This window comes from Mesorhizobium sp. M0618, from assembly GCF_040320765.1.
Lineage (GTDB): Bacteria > Pseudomonadota > Alphaproteobacteria > Rhizobiales > Rhizobiaceae > Mesorhizobium.
On record NZ_JAMYQH010000022.1, the window covers coordinates 96,651 to 115,353 of the forward strand.

The following is an 18,703-nucleotide window of genomic DNA, read 5'->3' on the forward strand; positions in this document are numbered from 1 at the left end:
AATGTGGGCACAGGCAAAGACTCCTTGAAACGCCGGAGTCATGATCGCTAATTCGCTTGCTGTCATTTAAAAAAGACATGTGGCAAGCGGGCGGAATCTCAATCCTTACAACGGGATGAAACGCGCTCCTCCAAGAGCGGGCTTTCGAAGGGGGTCGAAATGTCAGTCCAGAACAATAGCGCTTTCTCCAGCCGCCAATATCCTTGCGAGAACTGCCCATTGCGGCCGTTGCCGATTTTCCGCGATTTCGAAAAACAGGAACTGGCCTTCATCAGCAAATTCAAGAAGGGCGAACTCGCAGTCGAAAAGGGTGGCACGGTGCTGGTGGAGGGAAGCCATAGCGCCCATCTCTACACCGTGCTCTCCGGCTGGGCGTTTCGCTACAAGTTGTTGCGGGACGGCCGCCGCCAAATCCTCAACTATCTCATGCCCGGCGATCTGATCGGCCTGCAAGGCAGTGTGATGGGCGAGATGCAGCATTCCGTAGAGGCACTGTCGCCGATGCTGCTGTGTGTTTTCGAGCGCGAATATCTGCATGAGCTGTACCGCAATCATCCCGGGCTGGCCTATGACATCACCTGGATCGCATCGCGTGAAGAGCGGATGCTGGACGAGAACCTGCTCAGCCTCGGGCGCCGCAGTGCGATCGAGCGCGCTGCCTATCTCATCGCCTTCATCGGCAGCCGCGCCAAGGTCGTTGGACTGAATGGCAACCAAACTGTCCAGATACCGATCACGCAGCAGCACATTGCCGATACGCTCGGCCTGTCGCTGGTTCACACCAACAAGACGATCCGCAAGCTGATGGATCGCAAGCTGATCGTCTGGCGCGACGGCGGCTGCGTGGTCTCCGACAATGAAGGCCTCAAGCGGCTCGCCGGCTGGGAAGGGCTGGGTGAAGCGCGCCGGCCATTAATCTGAGGAAGCGTCTTTTGCGGGAGCCGACGGACCGGGTGCGCGCCGATGCGTTTTCGGCTACTTTGTCCCCAATGCCGGAACCTTGAGGCGGGCAGCGCGTTTGAAACCAAGCAATCACAAGGAGTTAAGCCATGGCCACTGCCGCAGGAAAGACCGCAAACGACGCCCGTGCAAATGCGGACCTGGAAGCCGACATCAGGCAGTTGAAGGCCGACATCGACAAGCTCACCAAACAACTGGCCAAGACCGGCGAGCATGGTTATGGCACCGCGCGCCGCGCAGCCACGGAAGGGGTCGAGCAGTTGCGTGCGCAGGGCGAAGCAGCCTTTGACAGCCTGCGCAGCAATGCCAAGGACATCGAAGCGCAGATGATGGCAAGTGTACGCGAAAAGCCGGTGACGTCACTGGCGATAGCCGCCGGCGTCGGCTTCCTTTTCGCGCTCATCGCGCGTCGCTAGTCGCGCTTCGGATGGGAATGCTGGCAACCCTGATCTCGGGTCTCGCCTCGGGGGAGACCGTGGCCGCCATATACCGGGCGCGCACGGCGGCAATCGTCTATGTGATCGCCCTGGCCGCCGCACTTTGCGGTCTCGGCTTTCTTGTCGGGGCCGCCTATATCTGGACGGCGATGCGCTATGGGCCGCTTGCCGCGGCACTGGGGTTCGGCGTCGGTTTTCTGGTGCTTGCCGGGGTTGTCCTGCTGGTCTACCGGATATCGGCAGGCTCGCGCGCCCGGCGCCGGGCGCGGCGCCGCAATGCCGACATGAAGGCGATCGGCATCACCGCCGCACTCGCCGTGCTGCCGAGCCTGCTTAAGGGAAAAGGCGGTCTCGGCGTCATTCTGGGGCCGGCCGTGGCGCTCGCGGCCTACGCCATCTACCGCGAGAATGTGAAATCCGACGATCCGGACGAGAGCGAGCGGAGATAGACCTGTCGGGAGGTCACTTCGACAGATCTTCCAGGGGCATCGATATTTCGGCAAATACGCCTTCCGGCCGGAATTCATGGGTCACTTCGCTGAAAATGACCTTGGCAAGGCTGCGGCGAATGAGGATCGAGCCGAAGCCGTGCCGATCCGGCGGAGCGACTTGTGGGCCGCCGCTTTCGCGCCAGATCAGCACAAGACGCCGGGCATCCCTCCTGCCTTGCGTCCTCCAGCCGAGGTCGACCCTGCCTGACGGCACCGACAGCGAGCCATATTTCAGCGCGTTGCTGGCGAGTTCATGCAGGATCAGGCCAAGCCCGATGGCCTGGTCGGGCGACAGCAGCAGGTCGTCGCCGGAGATCGTCATGCGCGGCTGCTCGGCCGTTTCGAAAGGTTTGACCTCGATTTGGACGAGTTCACTGATGCCGATGCCACGCCACTCGCGGTCCGACAACAGATTGTGGGCGATGCCCAAGGCCTGAAGCCTGGCGCCGAAGGCCTCGAGGAACTGGCTTGGCTGGCGGGCGTGGCGCACGGTCTGGGTTGCCAGCGCCTGGACGGTCGCCAAAGTGTTCTTGACGCGATGGTTGAGCTCACGCAGCAGCAGCCGTTGCCGTTCGTCGCCGAGCTTGCGCTCGGAGATGTCGTAGTTGACGCCGAAGATCAATGTCGGCTTGCCGTCGCCGTCACGCTCGATCACACGGCCGCGCGTGGCGAGCCAGCGCGGCGGATGAAAGCCCTTCACCCGGTATTCGCCGAAATAGTCGTCGCTGCCGGTCAGGGCGTCGCGAAAGCGGGTTTCGGTCTGGTAGACGTCACGCGGATCGATGGCGGCGAGGATGTCACGTGCGCGCAGCCGGTTGGAGCGCGGCAGGCTGAACAGCTCCGACATCAATGTGTCGCATTCGATGATATCGGTGCGGATGTCCCATGCCCAACTGGCGAGCGACGCCGCATCGAGTGCGATGGCGCGTCGTTTTTCCTCGCGCACCAGTGCGGCCTCGGCGATCGCGCCGCTGCGGGTTGCATCCTTGAGGGTGAACAGGCTGGCGGCGAGGCTGGCGAGCGCCTTCAACTGGTCGAGCTCGGCGCGGGATGGAAAACCATGCGGCTCGCGGTCGAGCACGCACAGAGTACCGATGCGGGCACCTGCCACGATCATCGGCGCGCCGGCATAGAAGCGGACATGATGTTTTCCGGTGACCAGCCGGTTGGTCTTGAAACGGGGGTCCGTCGTTGCATCCACGACCACCATGGGCTCGTCGCCGGCGGAAATCGCATGGGCGCAAAACGAGACGTCGGTCGCCGTTTCGGTCTCGTCCAGGCCGAAGCAGGATTTGAACCACTGCCGTTCGAGGTCGACGAGTGTGACCAGGGCCATCGGCGCCTGCATCACCGCCGCGGCAAGGCTGCTGACCCGGTCGAAATCGGGGTCGGGCGCCGTATCCAGCATCTCCAACCCGTGCAGCACAGCGAGCCGGTCAACATCCTTGACTGCGCGCGCAACTTCGGCCGGCAGATCGGGTGTTGTTTGCGTCTTGCCAGTCACCCTAATTGCCTCGTCCCGGTCTTCGCCGCCCCATGCTTGCGCTGGTGCAAGGCCAGGGCGCATTTCCGGAACCATCCTAGCGAGGAACCGTTACCCGACCATGATTTGCCGAGCGCGCCAGTTGGTGCAGTATGAGACAGGGATCGAGCATGGCCAAGATCATTCCAGAAAACAAGGCGCGGCAGGGGCGATGGGGCTGGCATGGATTTCGAATCCTGATCGCCGCATTGCTTTTGGTGTTTGCCGCGTGGGGCGTTGCCGAGATCTATGGTGTGTTGATCAAGGCGCCAACCAGTGATGAACAGCATGTCCCCACACCTAGCACCACCGAGCAGGCTCCTGCTGGTTAAAGCCGATTTGTTCGTTGCAACGCATCGTATCATGCGGCTCTCGATTGGGCCGCGCTCGTCGGCACCAGTACATTCAGCGCGCCAGGCTGGATTTCGATTACCGTTTCACGGTCAAGCCTGACCAGTTCGCCGTCCATGACGGCGCGAAACTTGCGGCTGCTCGAATGGATTCTCAGCACCGTTCTGTTCGTCTGGTGGATTTCGACATGTTCGTTGTCGCGCCATTTGCCGCGCGCCACGTTGAAGAAGAACTTGACCAGTTCGGCGCGCTGCTTCGCCACCGTGACATAGACACCAAGCACGCCGCCCGCCGGATTGTCGGCGTAGGGCAAATGGCCTTCGCCGAACAAATTGTTGGTGACGCCGATGCCGGTGATGCGGGCCGCCATTTCGGCTTCGCCGATGCTGAGCGTCACATTCATCGCAGGTGGATTGTTGATCGTCGCCCAAGCCGCCTTGGCCGAGGCGCGGATCTTTCCCAACCGCGAACCGAACTCCATCTTCTGGCGCAGTTGCACCATCTTCGCATGCATGCCGATCGAGAACTGGTGCACGAAAGGCTGCCCATTGGCCGTCGCCACGTCCACTGCGATGATTTCGCCGTCGGCGAAGGATTTCAGCGCGCCGTCGAGCGACTGCGGGATGCCCAGCCCGCGTGCGAACAGGTTCATGGTGCCGGCCGGTAATATGGCAAGCGCCTTCTTCGTGCCCATCAACCGGGCGGCCGCGGCGGAAATGGTTCCGTCGCCGCCACCCGCCAGCACGATATCGACCGAGCGACGCGAAGCCGCACTGTCGAGCGTTTCCACCACGTCCTTGCCGGCGACAATCTCGATGCTGAGCGAGTGACCGGCCGTCTCCAGCGTCTGATGCATCCTGTCGGAGAAAGCGGCGAGGTCGGTGGTGCGCAAAGTGCCGCCATCCCGGTTCAGCACCGCTGCGAATTTCATGCCCCGCTCCACCGTGTCAGCCAAAAGCGGCCGGGACACGCCCAGCCGATGGCTGAAACGCGGCGGCGACGGAAAGGTTCCCTAGCTACGCGTGGGCTGCCCGGCGGCCCGATATTTCTGTGGTTTCGTTTCCCGGACGGCAGCGGTTTGTCGGAACAACAGACTGGTCACGACGTTGTGAACCTGTAGATGCCGCGTCCGATTTCCCCAGCGAAGACGCGGCGCATGAGATCAGGCACGAGGAGAGACTATCATGATCCGCAATCTTTTAGCCACGACCGCACTCGCAACACTGATCGCCACCGGCGCTTATGCGCAGAGTGCGACGACCCCGACGCCGGCGCAGAGCCCCGCCGTTCAGGAGTCAGGCGCTGCAGCAGTCCGCGCAGAGGGCAGCATCGTCACCAACATCATCGGTGAATCCGTCTACAACGGCACCGGCGATGATGCCGAGAACATCGGCAATGTCAGCGACGTCGTCTTCGACAAGGATGGGCAGGCGAAATCCGTTGTCATCGACGTCGGCGGTTTTCTGGGCGTCGGCGCCAAAAGCGTTGCCTTCGACTACAGCAAGCTGCAGTGGGCCGAAAAGAATGGTGACCGCTGGCTGGTAGCCCAGACGACCAAGGACGAGTTGACCGCTCAGGCGGAATTCGACAGCCAGCCCTACAGTCCGGCCCCTGCACCTGCGGCATCGACTGACGCGGCCGCACCGACGGCACCCGCTACGACGGATACGGCACAAAAGCCGGCCGACATGAACGCCGCACCGGCGGAACCGGTGAAGCGCGCGGATGGTAACCTTGCCACCAACATCATCGGTGAAAACGTCTATAACGGCACCGGCGACGACGCGCAGAATATCGGTGACGTCAATGACATCGTGCTGACCAGGGAAGGCAAGGCCGAGTCCCTTGTCATCGGTGTTGGTGGTTTCCTTGGTCTCGGCGCCAAGAACGTCACCTATGACTTCTCCAAGGCGCAGTGGGCCGAGAAGGATGGCGACCGCTGGCTGGTCGCCCAGACCACCAAGGAAGAGCTGCAGGCGCAGCCGGATTTCGACCGCAAGGCCTATGATCCGGCGCCGGCAACGACGGCTTCCAATGAGCCTGCGGCCACCGCTCCGGCAGCTGTGCCCTCTGACGCCACGGCTCCTGCTGTCGCTCCGGCAGACAAGACCGCCGAAGCTCCGGCCGCGACGACCCCTGACGCCTCGGCTCCCGACCAGACACAGACTGCCGCCATCGACAAGTCGACGTTGACCGAGATGCCGGTCGGCGAGATTCGTGCCGATGACCTGAAGGGCACGACTGTCTACGGCGCCAACGACGCCAGGGTCGGCGAGATCGGCGATGTCGTGCTTGCGCCCGACAAGAAGGCCGACGCGGTGATCGTCGACGTCGGCGGCTTCCTCGGCATTGGCGAGAAGGAAGTCGCGGTCGGCATGGATAATCTCAAATTCATGACCGACAAGGACGGCAACAAATACCTGTACACGACCTTCACCAAGGAACAGCTCGAGGCTCAAACCGCCTATGACAAGGGCAGCTATGCCGAACAGCGCGATCAGCAGCGCATGATCGTAAGGTAATTCTGTTCAGCCAAATGAAGCCCGCGCTGGCAACAGCGCGGGCTTTATTTATGTGTGGCCAGGTGGCAGGCCAGCGGCATGGCCGACTAGGCCGTTCTCGGTCAATTCGGCCAGTGCCAACGACTGGTCGAGATGTTCGGCCCGCCAGGCGAGCAGCCGTTCGGCGAATTCCAGGCGCACGGTGAGATGACTGGGGTCAGCCGCGAGATTGTCCAGCTCGCCCGGATCGTTTTCCAGATCGAACAGCAGCGGCGGCAGGTTGCCGCCGAAATGCACATACTTGAAATTTTCCGTGCGGATAACGGCGAGGTTGCATTGGCGTGCGGCGATGCCGAAATGGTTTTCGGCCTCGCCCGCGGCAATCGAGCGGAAGTCAAACTCCCAATGCGCGGCATCGCGCCACGCCGCAGGGGTTTCTCCGCTCAGGAACGGCTTCAGCGAGGCGCCGTCGAGATGCGGCGCGGGCTTTTCGCCGAGCAGGTCGAGAAGCGTCGGCAAAATGTCGACCGCTTCGGTGAAGCTGTCGACACTGCCGCCGGCCGCCTTGCCGTGGCGCGGATCGCGAATGATCAGCGGAATGTGATAGCTGCCGTCGAAATAGCCGCCCTTGCCCAGCATGAAATGGTCGCCCATCATCTCGGCATGGTCCGAGGTCAGAAGGATGATGGTGTCGTCCCACGCGCCTGCGGCCTTAACCGCTTGCCAGACGCGACCGAGCTGCGCGTCGACCTCGGAAATCATGCCGTAATAGATCGCGCGGATGCGGCGAAAATCGTCTTCGCTCCAGTCGAGCACCTTGCCTCTGGCGTCTGGGCGGAATTTTATCTGTTTCTGCCGGCCGAGATCATAGGCAAGGTAGGGATGGTTTCCCGCCTCTTCTTGCCAGCTTGCCGCGCGCCGGAAGGCCGCGCCGTCAGCCGGATCGTACATTGTATTGTAGGGCTCCGGGGCAATGAAGGGCGGGTGCGGGCTGATGAAGGAAAGATGCGCGAACCACGGCGCGGCGTGCTCCTGTTCGCCAAGCCAACGCGTGAATTCGCCGGTCAGGAAGGCCGCCGGGGTTTGTTGCCCGCGGTAGACGGGCGGCGCGTCGCTGATGGTGGTCCCGGCGCCGTCGGCCAGCGGACGGTGGATGTCGGGGGAGCCGGCGCTGGCGTCGACACCTTGCAGCTCCAGCCAGGATAGCCATTGCTTCTGGTGCTCCGGCAGCAACTGGCGCACCGTAAAGCCGGGCAGCACGCCTTCATAGCTTTGCAGCCGCGGATCGCCCGGGGCCAGCAGGCGCGGATCGAGCGAGACGTCGGTGTAGCCGAACAGCGTCGGATCATAGCCCAAGGCCCGAGCCGAGAGCGCGATGTTGCCGTGGCGCGCGTCGAGCGGCGTGCCGTTGCGGCAGACGCGGTTGTTCATCTGGTAGAGACCGGTGTAGAGGCAGGCGCGGGCGGGCGAGCAGGGCGCCGCGCCGCCATAGTGCCGCTTGAACAGCACACCCTCCCCGGCCAGTGCGTCGGCGTTCGGCGTCTGCACAACCGGATGACCGGCTGCGGACAGACAATCGCCACGCCACTGATCGCATGTGATCAGGAGAATGTTGGGCCGCCTGGCTTTTCCAGTCACTCACGATACCTTTGTCCCGGAATGTCGAATGCCGTTCATGGAAACGAATTCTGGCCACGGCGCAAGCCCGACTCTGCGAGCCAATTGGTGAACGAACTCTGTTCCATCGTTCACTTTTGCGACACAGTCCATTCTGTGTTTGCCGCCTTTGCGTAAACTGCTCGGGTCCTCATATTGGCATGGACAGCGGCGAGGGCCGCACAAGTACCAAGGGAAGGAGCAAGACAATGCTCGACCAGATCAAGGGCCTGCATCACGTCACGTCGATGGCCAGGGATGCCCGCCAGAACAACGATTTCTTCACCAGGAAACTCGGCCAGCGCCGGGTCAAGAAGACTGTCAATTTCGACGCGCCCGACGTCTATCATCTCTATTATGGCAATGAGACCGGCACGCCGGGTTCGGTGATGACCTATTTCCCTTTCCCCGACATCGGCAAGGGCCGGCATGGCGTCGGCGAAGTAGGAACCACCGTCTACTCGGTGCCGGAAGGCACGCTTGCCTATTGGGAAAAACGTTTTGCCGATGAGGGCGTCACCGGCCTCTCGCGCGAAGAGACCTTCGGCGAGAAGCGCCTGGCTTTTGCCGGACCGGATGGTGACGGCTTCGCGCTGGTCGAGGGCAAGGGCGACGGCAGAGCGCCCTGGGCGAAAGGCGGTGTTCCGGTCGACCAGGCGATCCGCGGTTTCCATTCGGTATCGCTCAGGCTGAAGGATGGCGGCGCCACTGAGGAGCTGCTGAAGTTCATGGGCTATGAGGAAGTCGACAAGTCCGGCAATCTCAGGCGGCTGGCGGTGAAGAACGGCAATGGCGCCGATGTTATCGACATCGAATCGTTGCCGAGCACGGCCTTCGCCGATCTCGGTGCCGGCTCCGTCCATCACGTCGCCTTCGCGGTCGAGAACCGCGCCAGGCAGCTCGAGGTGCGCAAGGCGTTGATGGACACCGGCTATGGGGTGACGCCGGTGATCGATCGCGACTACTTCTGGGCGATCTATTTCCGCACACCGGGTGGCGTGCTGTTCGAAGTCGCCACCAACGAGCCGGGTTTCGATCGCGACGAGGATACCGCTCATCTGGGCGAAGCGCTGAAGCTGCCGACACAGCACCAGCACCTGCGGCCCTATCTTGAACAGCATCTGCCGAGACTGGAAGGCTGAGGTCATGAGCAAGGACGCTTACATCCACAAGCTGCTGCCCGGTTCGCCGGGCGGCCCATTGCTGTTCGTCTTCCATGGCACTGGAGGCGATGAGAACCAGTTTCTGTCGCTGGGGCGCGATCTCACGCCCCAGGCAACCATCATCTCGCCGCGCGGCGACGTGTCCGAACAAGGTGCTGCGCGCTTCTTTCGCCGCACCGGCGAGGGCGTCTACGACATGGAGGATCTGGCACGGGCGACGATTAGGATAGCCGGCTTCGTCAAGGCCCATGTCGAAGCAGCGAAGCCATCGGCCGTGCTGGGTCTCGGCTATTCCAACGGCGCCAATGTCCTGGCCTCGGTGGTGTTCGCGGCTCCAGCGCTGTTCGACGCGTCGGTGCTGATGCATCCGCTGATCCCGTTCGAGCCGCAGGTCAAGGGCAGCCTCGCCGGCCGCCATATCCTGATGACCGCCGGCAAGCGCGACCCGATCTGTCCGCCGAACCTGACCACGCGGCTCGAGGCCTATTTGCGTGCCGACGGCGCCGATGTCACAGTGGAATGGCACGATGGCGGGCACGAGGTGCGGCCAAACGAGATCGAGGCGGCACGGCGGTTCTTTGCCGATGCTGCCCAAGGAGCATAGCGATGCCTGAACAACTGCCTGAGATCGAACTTGAGGATCGCGGTTCCAAGGGCCGCTATGTCCTGCGTGGACCCGATGGCGCCGAGGCCGAGATGACCTTCACCAAGATCGGTGAGCACCAGATCATCATCGACCACACCGAAGTGCCGGACGTCTTTCGCGGCCAGGGTGCCGGGCTTCGGCTCGTCACCCGCGCCGTCGAGGATGCGCGTGCGGCAGGCAAGAAGATCATCCCGCTCTGCCCGTTCGCCAACGCCCAGTTCCGCCGCCATCAGGAATGGGCCGACGTGCTGAAGCGGTAGGGATTTCGTTGCTTGGAAACGGCGCGGCAAGCGGCTGCCATCCTGCCGGGGCGGCTTTGGCATTTGCGCGGGTGGCGCATCCTGCCTAAGTAGATAGGATATATCCTAGCCGCCGCGCCGACAAACGAACCGAATGATCCCCCAATGACCGAAACCGATCTCGTTCCCGTCTTCGACGGCCACAACGATACGTTGCTCAGACTCTATCAGTCGAAAGACACGGACGTCGAAAAACTGTTCATCGAGGGGAAATCGGGCGGCCATATCGACCTGCCACGCGCGAAAGCCGGCGGCTTCGCCGGGGGCATGTTCGCCATCTTTCCGCCGCCTGTCGAGAAATCCAGGCGCGGCGCCGTGCCCCTGGCGCCGAGCGTCGCCGAACCGCTGCCGCCCGAGGTTCCGCGCAATGAGGCGCTGACCTCGACGATCGCCATGGCCTCGATCCTGTTCAGGCTGGAACGGGCCGGAGCGCTCACCGTCTGCCGCAGCGCCGGCGATGTGCGCAATGCCATGGCGCAAGGTTCGATCGCCGCGGTGTTCCACATCGAAGGGGTCGAGGCGATCGATCCCGAGCTCACCATGCTCGACGTGCTGCATGAAGCCGGCCTGCGCTCGCTCGGCATCGTCTGGAGCCGTCCGAACGCCTTCGGCCACGGCGTGCCGTTCCGCTTCCCGTCCTCGCCCGACACCGGACCCGGCCTGACCGATGCCGGCAAGGCGCTGGTCAAGGCATGCAACCAGTTGAAGATCATGATCGACCTGTCGCATCTCAACGAGAAGGGCTTTCGCGATGTCGCGGCGCTCAGCGATGCGCCGCTGGTCGCGACCCATTCCAACGTGCACGCGATCTGCGGCCATTCGCGCAACTTGACCGACTGGCAGCTCGGCGCGATCCGCGAAACCGGCGGCATGGTCGGGCTGAACTTCGCAACAGGCTTCCTGCGCGAGGACGGTCGCATGAATGCCGACACCAGCCTCGATATCATGGTGCGGCATATCGATTCGCTGCTGCAGGCGCTGGGTGAGGATGGCGTTGGTCTTGGCTCCGATTTCGACGGCGCCATGATCCCGGCCGTCATCGGGGATGTCGCCGGCCTGCCGAAGCTGATCGATGCATTGGCGGCACGCGGTTTCGGCCGCGCACTGATCGAAAAAATCGCCTATCGCAACTGGCTCAATATGCTCGAGAAAACGATAGGTTAGAGACAAGCCTGCGGCATGGCGTGTGCGGCCCGCCGGCATATGTCGACAAGGACATACTTCGTCTGTGGAAGCCGGATGCGACTGGGTGGATAGCCGGCAATGCTGAAGACCTTCACGGATGAGGGCGGCGAATTCGAGCGAACCGATGTCGTCATCGTCGGTGCGGGTTTCACAGGCCTGTCGGCGGCGCTTGAGATGAAGAAGGCCGGCATCGATTTCATCCTGCTCGAAGCACGCGACCGCGTTGGCGGACGCGTCGAGTCCCGACTGAACGGACTTGGCGAACGGATCGATAGTGGCGGCCAGTTCCTGTGCGAGGACATGCCGGAATTGATGGCCCTGGTCGAAGCACGCGGCAAGACGCTGGTTGAAACCTATGTCGATGGCGATTTCATTACCCAGCCGACGATGTCCGTACAGAGAGCAGAGCGGATCTATGACGCGGCAATGGCAATCCGCGAGCGCATGAACGGGATCGATCCGGACGACGTCTCGATTGCCGGACTGGCCGTTGCCGACTGGCTTGCCCGCCAGCGCGATTCCGCCGATGCCAGGGCCGTCTTCCGTTCGATGATCGAAGGTCTCTGGTGCATGGCGCTGGATCAGATTCCTCTCTGGTATCTGATCGACAATGACCGACGCGTCACCAACGAGGTGCCGGAGCTGCAATATTTCGTGCGCGAAACCATGCATTCGCTGGCCGACGATCTGGCCCGCGACCTTGGCGATCGGTTGCGGCTCAGCGAGCCCGTCACGCGCATCGAGCACAGTTCGCAAGGTGTTCTTGTCGTTTCGGCCGGGAGTGCCATCGCGGCGCGCGCGGTTCTGGTCGCCGTCCCCCCGGCGACGGTGACGGAGCTCGCCTTTGTCCCTGCCTTGCCGGCTGGACTGGGGCGGGCGCTCGGCGCCTGGAAAAGCGGCGCGGCTATCAAGATCCTGGTGCGCTATGCCAAACCGTTTTGGCGCGGGCGGGATTTGAACGGCATGGTGATGTGGCTCGATCCGCCGGGACTGTTTGCCTGCGACGCTGGCAAGGATGTCGAGCATGCCGCGCTCGTCGTGTTCGTCGGCGGGCCGCTCGCGCTGCGCTGGCGCGACCTCGGCGAGCCGGAACTGCGTGCGGAGGTGACCGGCCGGTTGGAGGCAGCCCTTGGCCCGAGTGCCGGCGACGTCATCGATTTCAGTTTGCGTGACTGGGTAGGAGATCGCTGGAGCGGCGGCGCGTACAGCGATCTTGTTGTCGACGTGACAGCAAGAGATGCCGAGCGAACGATCCTTGCCGGCGCACCCCCGGTGTATCTCGCCTGTTCAGAACTCTCGCCGTCGTTTCCGGGGTATGTCGAGGGCGCTATTATTGCCGGGCGTATCGCCGCGCACAAGATCATTGCCGAGCTTCAAGCTCCGGCCTGAGCCTGGTCTTTTCGAAAAACTGTTTGGCAAGATCGGTCGGGTTGCGCCTCGAGCCCGAGCGCCGTCGAAGCTATGCCCGATTTTGCCCGACTTCGCCCGAATGCTGTTTCGAACTCGTTACAGTGCCAGTCCTTCGCCACCCCATCGTCGTTACAAAGTGCGGATAAGTTCATTTCACCGCCAAAAGAAACTCAGCGAAGGGGAAGGCAATGCATGCGAAAATCCAGACGATCCGCGGCGAGAGCCGCCTTCAGGCTCCAGAACGCAATGACCGCCGTCCGAAACTGGCGCTGCGCCAGCGGGCCAGCGACCACCCCATGGCGATGTTCATGGTGCTGGCTGCTTGCGCCTTCGTCGGCATGGCGTTCACGCCGACAATCGGGCCGGCCTTCGCTTCGTTGAATCCGCCGTCCAATCTCATCGACGGCGCGCAGACGACGACCAGGACCGCGCGTCTGCCGGTGCCGGTGACCGACTTCGCCTGCAAGGGCCAGGCCTGGGGTGCCGAGAGTATCGATTGCCTGCGCGCCATCGCCGAACAGTCCGGAACACACAAGAACCGCGCCATCCGCATGATCGCCTATGCCGCGCCCTTGGCCGACACGCCGAATATTTTCTGATTTTGTCGAAGCATGATCCGAAACCGTTCCCGCTTTGGGATCATGCTCCGGACTCCCCGAGCGCTCCCTCCAGTGCGCTCTTCTTCGGCCCCGGGGCCTCTTCCTTATCCTTTCAAGACCGCCTGTTCGGCAATGGCGGACAGCACACTGCGCACATCCAGCGTGCTGAACGGCTTTTCCAGGATCTGCGGCCGCTGCTGTGCCGGCAGCGCCTCGATTTCGGCTTTCGCACCGATCAGGTCGCCTGTGACCAGCACGAAACGCCGTGCCAGATCAGGCTTTTCGGCGAGCAACTCGCGATAGATCGATATGCCGCTAACGCCGGGCATGCGCAGGTCCGAAAAGACGATGTCCGGCGGCATGTGGCCGCTCAAAGTGGCGGCGGCCGATTCCCAGACAGGAACGATCCGTGACTTGATGCCCATCAGTTCGAGAATGTCGGAGAGCGAGCCGGCGACATCCGGCTCGTCGTCGATGATCAAGGCATGCCGCATGCCGCTCGATCGCGGCTGGTTGTCGCCGGCGGTGGCGAGGCCGGCCACGATGGCCGGCAGCTGGACGACGAAGCGCGCGCCTCTCGGGAGCACTTCCTCGAACCAGACATTGCCATTGTGCCGCTCGATGATCGATTTCGAGATCGACAGGCCGATGCCGGTGCCGACGCCGACCGGCTTGGTGGTGAAATAGGATTCGAAGATGCGGCCGCGGATCGTTTCCGGCACGCCGGGCCCATTGTCCTCGACCGAGAAGCAGGGATGACCGCGGTCGCTGCGGAACGTCCGCACCTTGATCAGCCGGTCGCCGGCAATGCCGGCCAAAGCGTGCTGGCTGTTGATGAGGAAATTGGCCGCCACCTGCGTCACATGGTCGGCGTCGGCCATGGCCAGCAGCGGGCCGGCGGCGAAATCGGTGTCGATGGTGATGCCGCTCGAGCGCGCGCCATAGGCGGTCACTTCGAGTGCCGACCGGATCACCTGGTTGAGGTCGGTCTCGGCCTGTGCCGCGGGATGGAGGCGGACCATCGACAGGAAGCTCTTGACGATGCGGCCGCAGCGCTCGGCGGCCGCACGGACTTTCTCGGCGCGCACCTTGGTCTGCGGGTCGGAAGCGAATTCGTGCAGCAGCGTCGATTGCGCCACCACCACGGCCAGCGGATTGTTGAGCTCGTGCGAGACGCCGGCCAGCAACGAACCCATCGCCGCCATCTTCTCGTTCTGGTGCAGCTTCTCGCGCTGCCGGCCGATCTCCTCCTCGGCGCGCAATTTGTCGCGCAGGTCGCGGATGGAGCCGAAGATCAGGCGGCGGTCGGCAACCCGCATCTCGGTCGCCGTCAGCTCGATCGGGAACACTTCGCCGGCGGCGTTCTGGGTCACCGTCTCGAGCCGTTGGCCGACCATCGGCGCGCCGCGGCCGGACATGTATTCGGCCCCCGAAGCATAGCCCTTGCGGTAGTAGATCGGCACGATCGTATCGAGCAGGTCCTTTCCGAGGATGTCGCTGCGCTGGAAGCCGAACATCTTCTCGGCAGCCGGATTGAACTCGATGATCGAGCCGGTCTCGTCGATGACGACGATGGCATCGAGCGAGGCCTGCAGCATGGTGCGGCGAATGACCTCGCTGGCGTGGGCGTCCGAGGGCGAGCGCTCGATGGCGTCGCCGATGGCCAGCGCGATGATATGCAGCGTCGCCTCTTCCTCGTCCGTCCATGCACGCTCGTTGACGCAGTCATTGACCGCCAGCGTGCCCCAGAGATGGCCATGCGCGAAGACCGAGACCGAGAGGAACGATTTGATGTCCTGCTTCTCGAAATCGGTCCTCAGGAAGCCTTCGAGGTCGCGCGTATGGCCGGCGAAGATCTTGCCTTGCCGTTCGTCCTCGGCAAGCCGCTCCAGCAGGGGGTCGGAATTGACGATCGATTGCATGATGACGGTTGGCGACGCCAGTTCGCCGCCGAAAAGAGGGTCGATCCAATAGGCGGCGACGGATTGGGCGAAGCCCTGGCCGGGCAGTTCGCGCAAGCGAAACAGGATGCCGCGCTGGCAATCCATGGCCCGGCAGAGCGTTTCCAGTATGCCGTCCATCTCGCGCTGCCAGTCGCCGGCCTCGCGAAGCCGGCGAACGACGCGCACGGCCGCCATCGCCGCGCCCTGCCTGAACCCTTGCATATCGGTGCTTGCTGCTTCAGCGATCATCTTGTGCCGTCATTCCGGAGTCGTGCCAATTCGGAGTCGTGCCTATTCCGGCTGGCGAGCAGCCGAATCCTTCTGGCCCGGTCCTCAGTTGCCATCGCCGGTCGGCAGCGAGAAGATATAGCCCTCGCCGCGCACCGTGCGCAGGAATTTCGGATTGGCGGGATCGGCCTCGATCTTCTTGCGTAGCCGCATGATGCGAATGTCGACCGCGCGTGACGATTCCGGATCTTCGGTGAAACCGATCGCCTCGGAGATAGCGGCGCGGGTCAGCAGCCGATTGGCGCGGGTGAGGAAAATCTCCAGCACGTCGAACTCACTCTTGGCCATGTCGATCACCGCGCCATTGGCGCCGGTGACCAGCCTGCCGTCGAGATCGGCCTGGAAGGGGCCGAAGGTAACGGAACGGCGATCCGTTCCGGCCTTCTTGTCCTGGAGCTCCTTCGGCTGGGGAACCCGGCGCAACACGCTGCGCACCCTGGCCAGCACTTCGCGCAATTCGTAGGGCTTGACGATGTAGTCGTCGGCACCGAGTTCCAGCCCGACGATGCGGTCGAGCGCAGTGCCGGCCGCGGTGGCATAGATGATGCCGATCGGCAGTTTCGAACGCAGCCAGCGGCCGAGCGAGAGGCCGTCCTCGCCGGGCATGGCGATGTCGAGAATGGCGAGATGAAACGATTGCGTTTCAACGAGGCTGCGCGCCGCGGCAGCACTTTCAGCGGTGGCCACGTCATAGCCGGATGCGCCAAGATATTCTGCGACCGCGTCCCTGAGGTCGGGCTCATCCTCGACGATGACAATTCTTGCCCGCACGATGCTTTCGCTCCCACTTTCAGTGGAAAGTAGATTGGGTATAAACATCATGTCCAGCACTCATATCCGGGTTGCCAGGGAACGGTTGGAAAAGATGGCCGCACGATCCGTTATTGCGCTCGTTTCGGTAGCCGAAGTGGTGGCGACCGAACTCGCCGACCATCTCGAGCGGCGCGGCCACGATGTGCATCAGGCACGCCAGCCCTGGGAGGCCGAATCGCTGCTGTCGGGAAAGGGCATCGACGTCGTCGTCGTCGGCGACAGCCTCAGCCAGGCGGAGGGGCGGGACCTGCTCAGACGTTATGGCGGCCAAGGAAGGGGCGGCGAGGGCGGACCGGATTTTATCCTCATCTGCCGGCCGGCCGATCTTGTCGACAAGGTGCTGGCGCTGGAGCTTGGTGCGGCCGACGTCGTCGAGAGCCCGCTCAATGTCCGTGAACTGGCCGCCCGTGTCGGCGGCCTGCTTTCGCGCCGCGGCAGGGGCACCCAGGAACTCATCGTGCTGGAGAACGCGACCGTCGATCTGAGATCGGCCATGGTCATGCATCGCTCCGGCTCCGAGGAACAGCTTTCGCCCGGCCAGGTGGCGCTGCTCAGGTTGTTCCTGGCCAGTCCGCGCAAGGTGCTCACGCGTGACGACATCATCGCCGCGGCACCGGCCGAAAACGCCGACGCCTTCGATCGCTCGATCGATTCGCGCATCGTGCGGCTGCGCCGCAAGCTCGACACCGACACCATCACCACAATACGTGGCGCCGGCTATCGGTTCGACCCGCCGTGGCAATTCGCCGACTGACTGCCGGGTACTGGCGCAATCCCTTTTTTCGGGCATCGGATTTTCCATCTCTGGGCCCGATGCTCTTGACACTCAGCGTACCAGCAGAAGCGATGGCCCCACCGGCATGTCACTGCCCATGGTGAGTTCGCTTGCATGGGCGCGGTCCCTGAGAAGCATGGTGGCAAGACCGGCAAAGCCGAGCAGGCCCTGGGCGTAAAGCAGTGCGGACAGCACCGAAGCAGCGAATTTCGTTTTCATCGTCGCAGTTCCCCAAAAATGCCAATTCTCTAGAAATGAACCTGTTGCGGGTCGCTTCAGGATACCCCCGAAGTGCCCGCGCCCCCCACGGAGCCCCCCCTCGCGGCGCGGGCCTTCGGTCCTCTCGGCAGCAAGTTGCCGGAGGCGCCGCGCAAACCCGTCAGCCTAAGGCCGACCCGCCAGAGGGCCTTTAGCCGGGCGATGCGCAGGCTGGAAACAATCCAGACCGTGGCGAAAAACAGTGCGGCATGCAGCGTCGAAATCTCGCCTGATGTCATCGCGCCGAGGCTTGTCAGCGGGGTGCCGGCAACCGTGCCGACGCCGCCGATGACCGCTGCCGCGATGCTGATCCTGAGAAGCCAGGACAGCGCGTTCGATTTCGTTCCCATGTTCGTTACGGCTGTTTTCGTTGCGTCAACTTTGCTCGCACCCCGTATCCGGATCATGCCGCTAGGAGCCGCGCTTTGTTGCAGGTTGGTTTCGATGCCGACGGTTGTTCTTTCACATGACGCCAATTCGCACTTTCGTTTGGGGGCGGATACTCATGTTCCCGACTCATGGTCTTGGCTGGGCGGGCCTGCCGAGCCCGTTCTAGCCAGGCTTACAAGGAGGCGTTTGTTAACTAGTGGAAACAGATTCGAAACAGAAACGAGTGTTTTGCGAAATCTCCTCGAAACATGACGTTGGGATAAGCGGCCATCGAATTAGAGCCGGCCTAACCGGCAGAGAGAGGGGACTTCATCATGCATACCGCCATTTCCGCCAAGCTCATCAACATCACCGCCGCTGCCTTGACTGGTGCAGCACTGCTGCTCGGCGCCGGCTCGGGTGCGGCGCACGCCGCCAACAAGATCGTGGCGCGCGTTTCGCTTTCGCAGCAGATCATGGAAGTCTCCGTCGACGGCCGGCCGACCTTCGCCTGGAAAGTCTCCACCGGCGACCGGGCCCATGTGACGCCGACCGGCTCGTTCAAGCCGACCCGCATGCATGAAATGTGGTACTCGAAGAAATACGACAACGCCCCGATGCCGCACTCGGTCTTCTTCAGCGGCGGCTATGCGGTGCACGCGACCTATGCGATCAAGCGCCTCGGCCAGCCGGCGTCGCATGGCTGCGTGCGGCTGCACCCCGACAACGCCGCCGATTTCTACCAGCTCGTCGAAACCTTCGGGGCGACCAACACCAGCATCGTCATCGTCAAGTAGCAGGCTGGAAACGGTGGCGTGTCAGCATGCTGTCGCGCCTTGTTCAAGGCTCCCGCCGGAAAACGCTGTGGTATCGAGTACAGCGCAAACCGGCGGTATCGAGCAAAGCTCGAACCGGGGTATCGAGTCCAGCCAAAAAGAAAGAGGCCGGGAAATGAACTGACCCCCGAAAGTTGGACACAACCTTCGGGGGTTTTGCATGTCCAAATACAGCGAGAGTTTCAAGCGCTCGGTTGTCGA

Annotated in this window: 20 protein-coding genes; 13 read left to right on the plus strand and 7 right to left on the minus strand. The window is 62.9% G+C overall.

The genetic code is table 11. The features are described 5' to 3' along the window. The first annotated feature begins 159 nt into the window (after positions 1 to 159). From NKJ04_RS22515 to NKJ04_RS22525, 3 genes are all read left to right on the plus strand, one after another. Positions 160 to 921 carry a Crp/Fnr family transcriptional regulator gene (locus tag NKJ04_RS22515; RefSeq protein ID WP_352611791.1) on the plus strand — a complete coding sequence of 254 codons (762 nt, stop codon included), beginning with the start codon at positions 160 to 162 and terminating at the stop codon, positions 919 to 921. A gap of 128 nt (positions 922 to 1,049) precedes the next feature. Further along, the gene (locus tag NKJ04_RS22520) at positions 1,050 to 1,376 is read left to right on the plus strand and encodes an ElaB/YgaM/YqjD family protein (protein WP_023811001.1); all 327 of its coding nucleotides are present in this window, start codon (positions 1,050 to 1,052) and stop codon (positions 1,374 to 1,376) included. 11 nt (positions 1,377 to 1,387) lie between these two features. Beyond that, entirely contained in the window at positions 1,388 to 1,846 is a 459-nt protein-coding gene (locus NKJ04_RS22525) for a hypothetical protein (protein ID WP_352677413.1), read from the plus strand. 13 nt (positions 1,847 to 1,859) lie between these two features. On the opposite strand, the gene NKJ04_RS22530 is transcribed toward NKJ04_RS22525, so the two are convergent. Then, entirely contained in the window at positions 1,860 to 3,392 is a 1,533-nt protein-coding gene (locus NKJ04_RS22530; protein ID WP_352677414.1) for a sensor histidine kinase, read from the minus strand. A 149-nt stretch (positions 3,393 to 3,541) separates the two neighbouring features. On the opposite strand from NKJ04_RS22530, the gene NKJ04_RS22535 reads away from it, so the two are divergent. Then, positions 3,542 to 3,742: a hypothetical protein gene (locus tag NKJ04_RS22535; RefSeq protein WP_127295178.1), complete on the plus strand. Its 201-nt coding sequence runs from the start codon at positions 3,542 to 3,544 to the stop codon at positions 3,740 to 3,742. 29 nt (positions 3,743 to 3,771) lie between these two features. Here the strand turns inward: NKJ04_RS22535 and NKJ04_RS22540 are convergent, their stop codons facing one another. Further along, a complete protein-coding gene (locus NKJ04_RS22540) occupies positions 3,772 to 4,692 on the minus strand; it encodes a diacylglycerol/lipid kinase family protein (protein ID WP_352554482.1) in 921 nt (306 codons plus the stop codon). A gap of 253 nt (positions 4,693 to 4,945) precedes the next feature. Between NKJ04_RS22540 and NKJ04_RS22545 the strand changes: the two genes are divergently transcribed. Next, complete coding sequence (locus NKJ04_RS22545) at positions 4,946 to 6,283, plus strand: PRC-barrel domain-containing protein (protein WP_352677415.1); 1,338 nt, start codon at positions 4,946 to 4,948, stop codon at positions 6,281 to 6,283. Between the two features lie 48 nt (positions 6,284 to 6,331). On the opposite strand, the gene NKJ04_RS22550 is transcribed toward NKJ04_RS22545, so the two are convergent. Beyond that, complete coding sequence (locus NKJ04_RS22550) at positions 6,332 to 7,900, minus strand: alkaline phosphatase family protein (protein WP_352677416.1); 1,569 nt, start codon at positions 7,898 to 7,900, stop codon at positions 6,332 to 6,334. 227 nt (positions 7,901 to 8,127) lie between these two features. Here NKJ04_RS22550 and NKJ04_RS22555 point away from each other — a divergent pair, with 227 nt between their 5' ends. The 6 genes from NKJ04_RS22555 to NKJ04_RS22580 all read left to right on the plus strand — a co-directional run bounded on the left by NKJ04_RS22555 (position 8,128) and on the right by NKJ04_RS22580 (position 13,220). Beyond that, positions 8,128 to 9,060: a VOC family protein gene (locus NKJ04_RS22555; protein ID WP_352677417.1), complete on the plus strand. Its 933-nt coding sequence runs from the start codon at positions 8,128 to 8,130 to the stop codon at positions 9,058 to 9,060. 4 nt (positions 9,061 to 9,064) lie between these two features. Beyond that, entirely contained in the window at positions 9,065 to 9,685 is a 621-nt protein-coding gene (locus NKJ04_RS22560; RefSeq protein WP_352677418.1) for an alpha/beta hydrolase, read from the plus strand. 2 nt (positions 9,686 to 9,687) lie between these two features. Further along, the gene (locus tag NKJ04_RS22565) at positions 9,688 to 9,987 is read left to right on the plus strand and encodes a GNAT family N-acetyltransferase (RefSeq protein WP_023811010.1); all 300 of its coding nucleotides are present in this window, start codon (positions 9,688 to 9,690) and stop codon (positions 9,985 to 9,987) included. 144 nt (positions 9,988 to 10,131) lie between these two features. Continuing rightward, positions 10,132 to 11,190, plus strand: coding sequence for a dipeptidase (locus tag NKJ04_RS22570; protein WP_127295190.1), 1,059 nt, complete (start codon positions 10,132 to 10,134; stop codon positions 11,188 to 11,190). A gap of 99 nt (positions 11,191 to 11,289) precedes the next feature. Continuing rightward, complete coding sequence (locus NKJ04_RS22575) at positions 11,290 to 12,600, plus strand: flavin monoamine oxidase family protein (protein ID WP_352677419.1); 1,311 nt, start codon at positions 11,290 to 11,292, stop codon at positions 12,598 to 12,600. A gap of 209 nt (positions 12,601 to 12,809) precedes the next feature. Then, complete coding sequence (locus tag NKJ04_RS22580; RefSeq protein WP_023811012.1) at positions 12,810 to 13,220, plus strand: hypothetical protein; 411 nt, start codon at positions 12,810 to 12,812, stop codon at positions 13,218 to 13,220. A 104-nt stretch (positions 13,221 to 13,324) separates the two neighbouring features. Here the strand turns inward: NKJ04_RS22580 and NKJ04_RS22585 are convergent, their stop codons facing one another. After that, on the minus strand, positions 13,325 to 15,412 hold the full coding sequence (locus tag NKJ04_RS22585; RefSeq protein WP_352677420.1) for an ATP-binding protein: 2,088 nt from the start codon (positions 15,410 to 15,412) through the stop codon (positions 13,325 to 13,327). 84 nt (positions 15,413 to 15,496) lie between these two features. Further along, the gene (locus tag NKJ04_RS22590) at positions 15,497 to 16,270 is read right to left on the minus strand and encodes a response regulator (RefSeq protein ID WP_352677426.1); all 774 of its coding nucleotides are present in this window, start codon (positions 16,268 to 16,270) and stop codon (positions 15,497 to 15,499) included. Between the two features lie 46 nt (positions 16,271 to 16,316). Between NKJ04_RS22590 and NKJ04_RS22595 the strand changes: the two genes are divergently transcribed. Next, entirely contained in the window at positions 16,317 to 17,018 is a 702-nt protein-coding gene (locus NKJ04_RS22595) for a winged helix-turn-helix domain-containing protein (protein WP_352677427.1), read from the plus strand. A gap of 72 nt (positions 17,019 to 17,090) precedes the next feature. Here NKJ04_RS22595 and NKJ04_RS22600 read toward each other — a convergent pair whose 3' ends face one another. Together NKJ04_RS22600 and NKJ04_RS22605 are read right to left on the minus strand one after the other, a co-directional pair. Then, the gene (locus NKJ04_RS22600) at positions 17,091 to 17,258 is read right to left on the minus strand and encodes a hypothetical protein (RefSeq protein WP_023811016.1); all 168 of its coding nucleotides are present in this window, start codon (positions 17,256 to 17,258) and stop codon (positions 17,091 to 17,093) included. Positions 17,259 to 17,314: 56 nt separating this feature from the next. Next, a complete protein-coding gene (locus tag NKJ04_RS22605; protein WP_352677421.1) occupies positions 17,315 to 17,647 on the minus strand; it encodes a hypothetical protein in 333 nt (110 codons plus the stop codon). 354 nt (positions 17,648 to 18,001) lie between these two features. Between NKJ04_RS22605 and NKJ04_RS22610 the strand changes: the two genes are divergently transcribed. Next, positions 18,002 to 18,463, plus strand: coding sequence for a L,D-transpeptidase (locus NKJ04_RS22610; protein ID WP_023811018.1), 462 nt, complete (start codon positions 18,002 to 18,004; stop codon positions 18,461 to 18,463). The last annotated feature ends 240 nt before the right edge of the window (positions 18,464 to 18,703 follow it).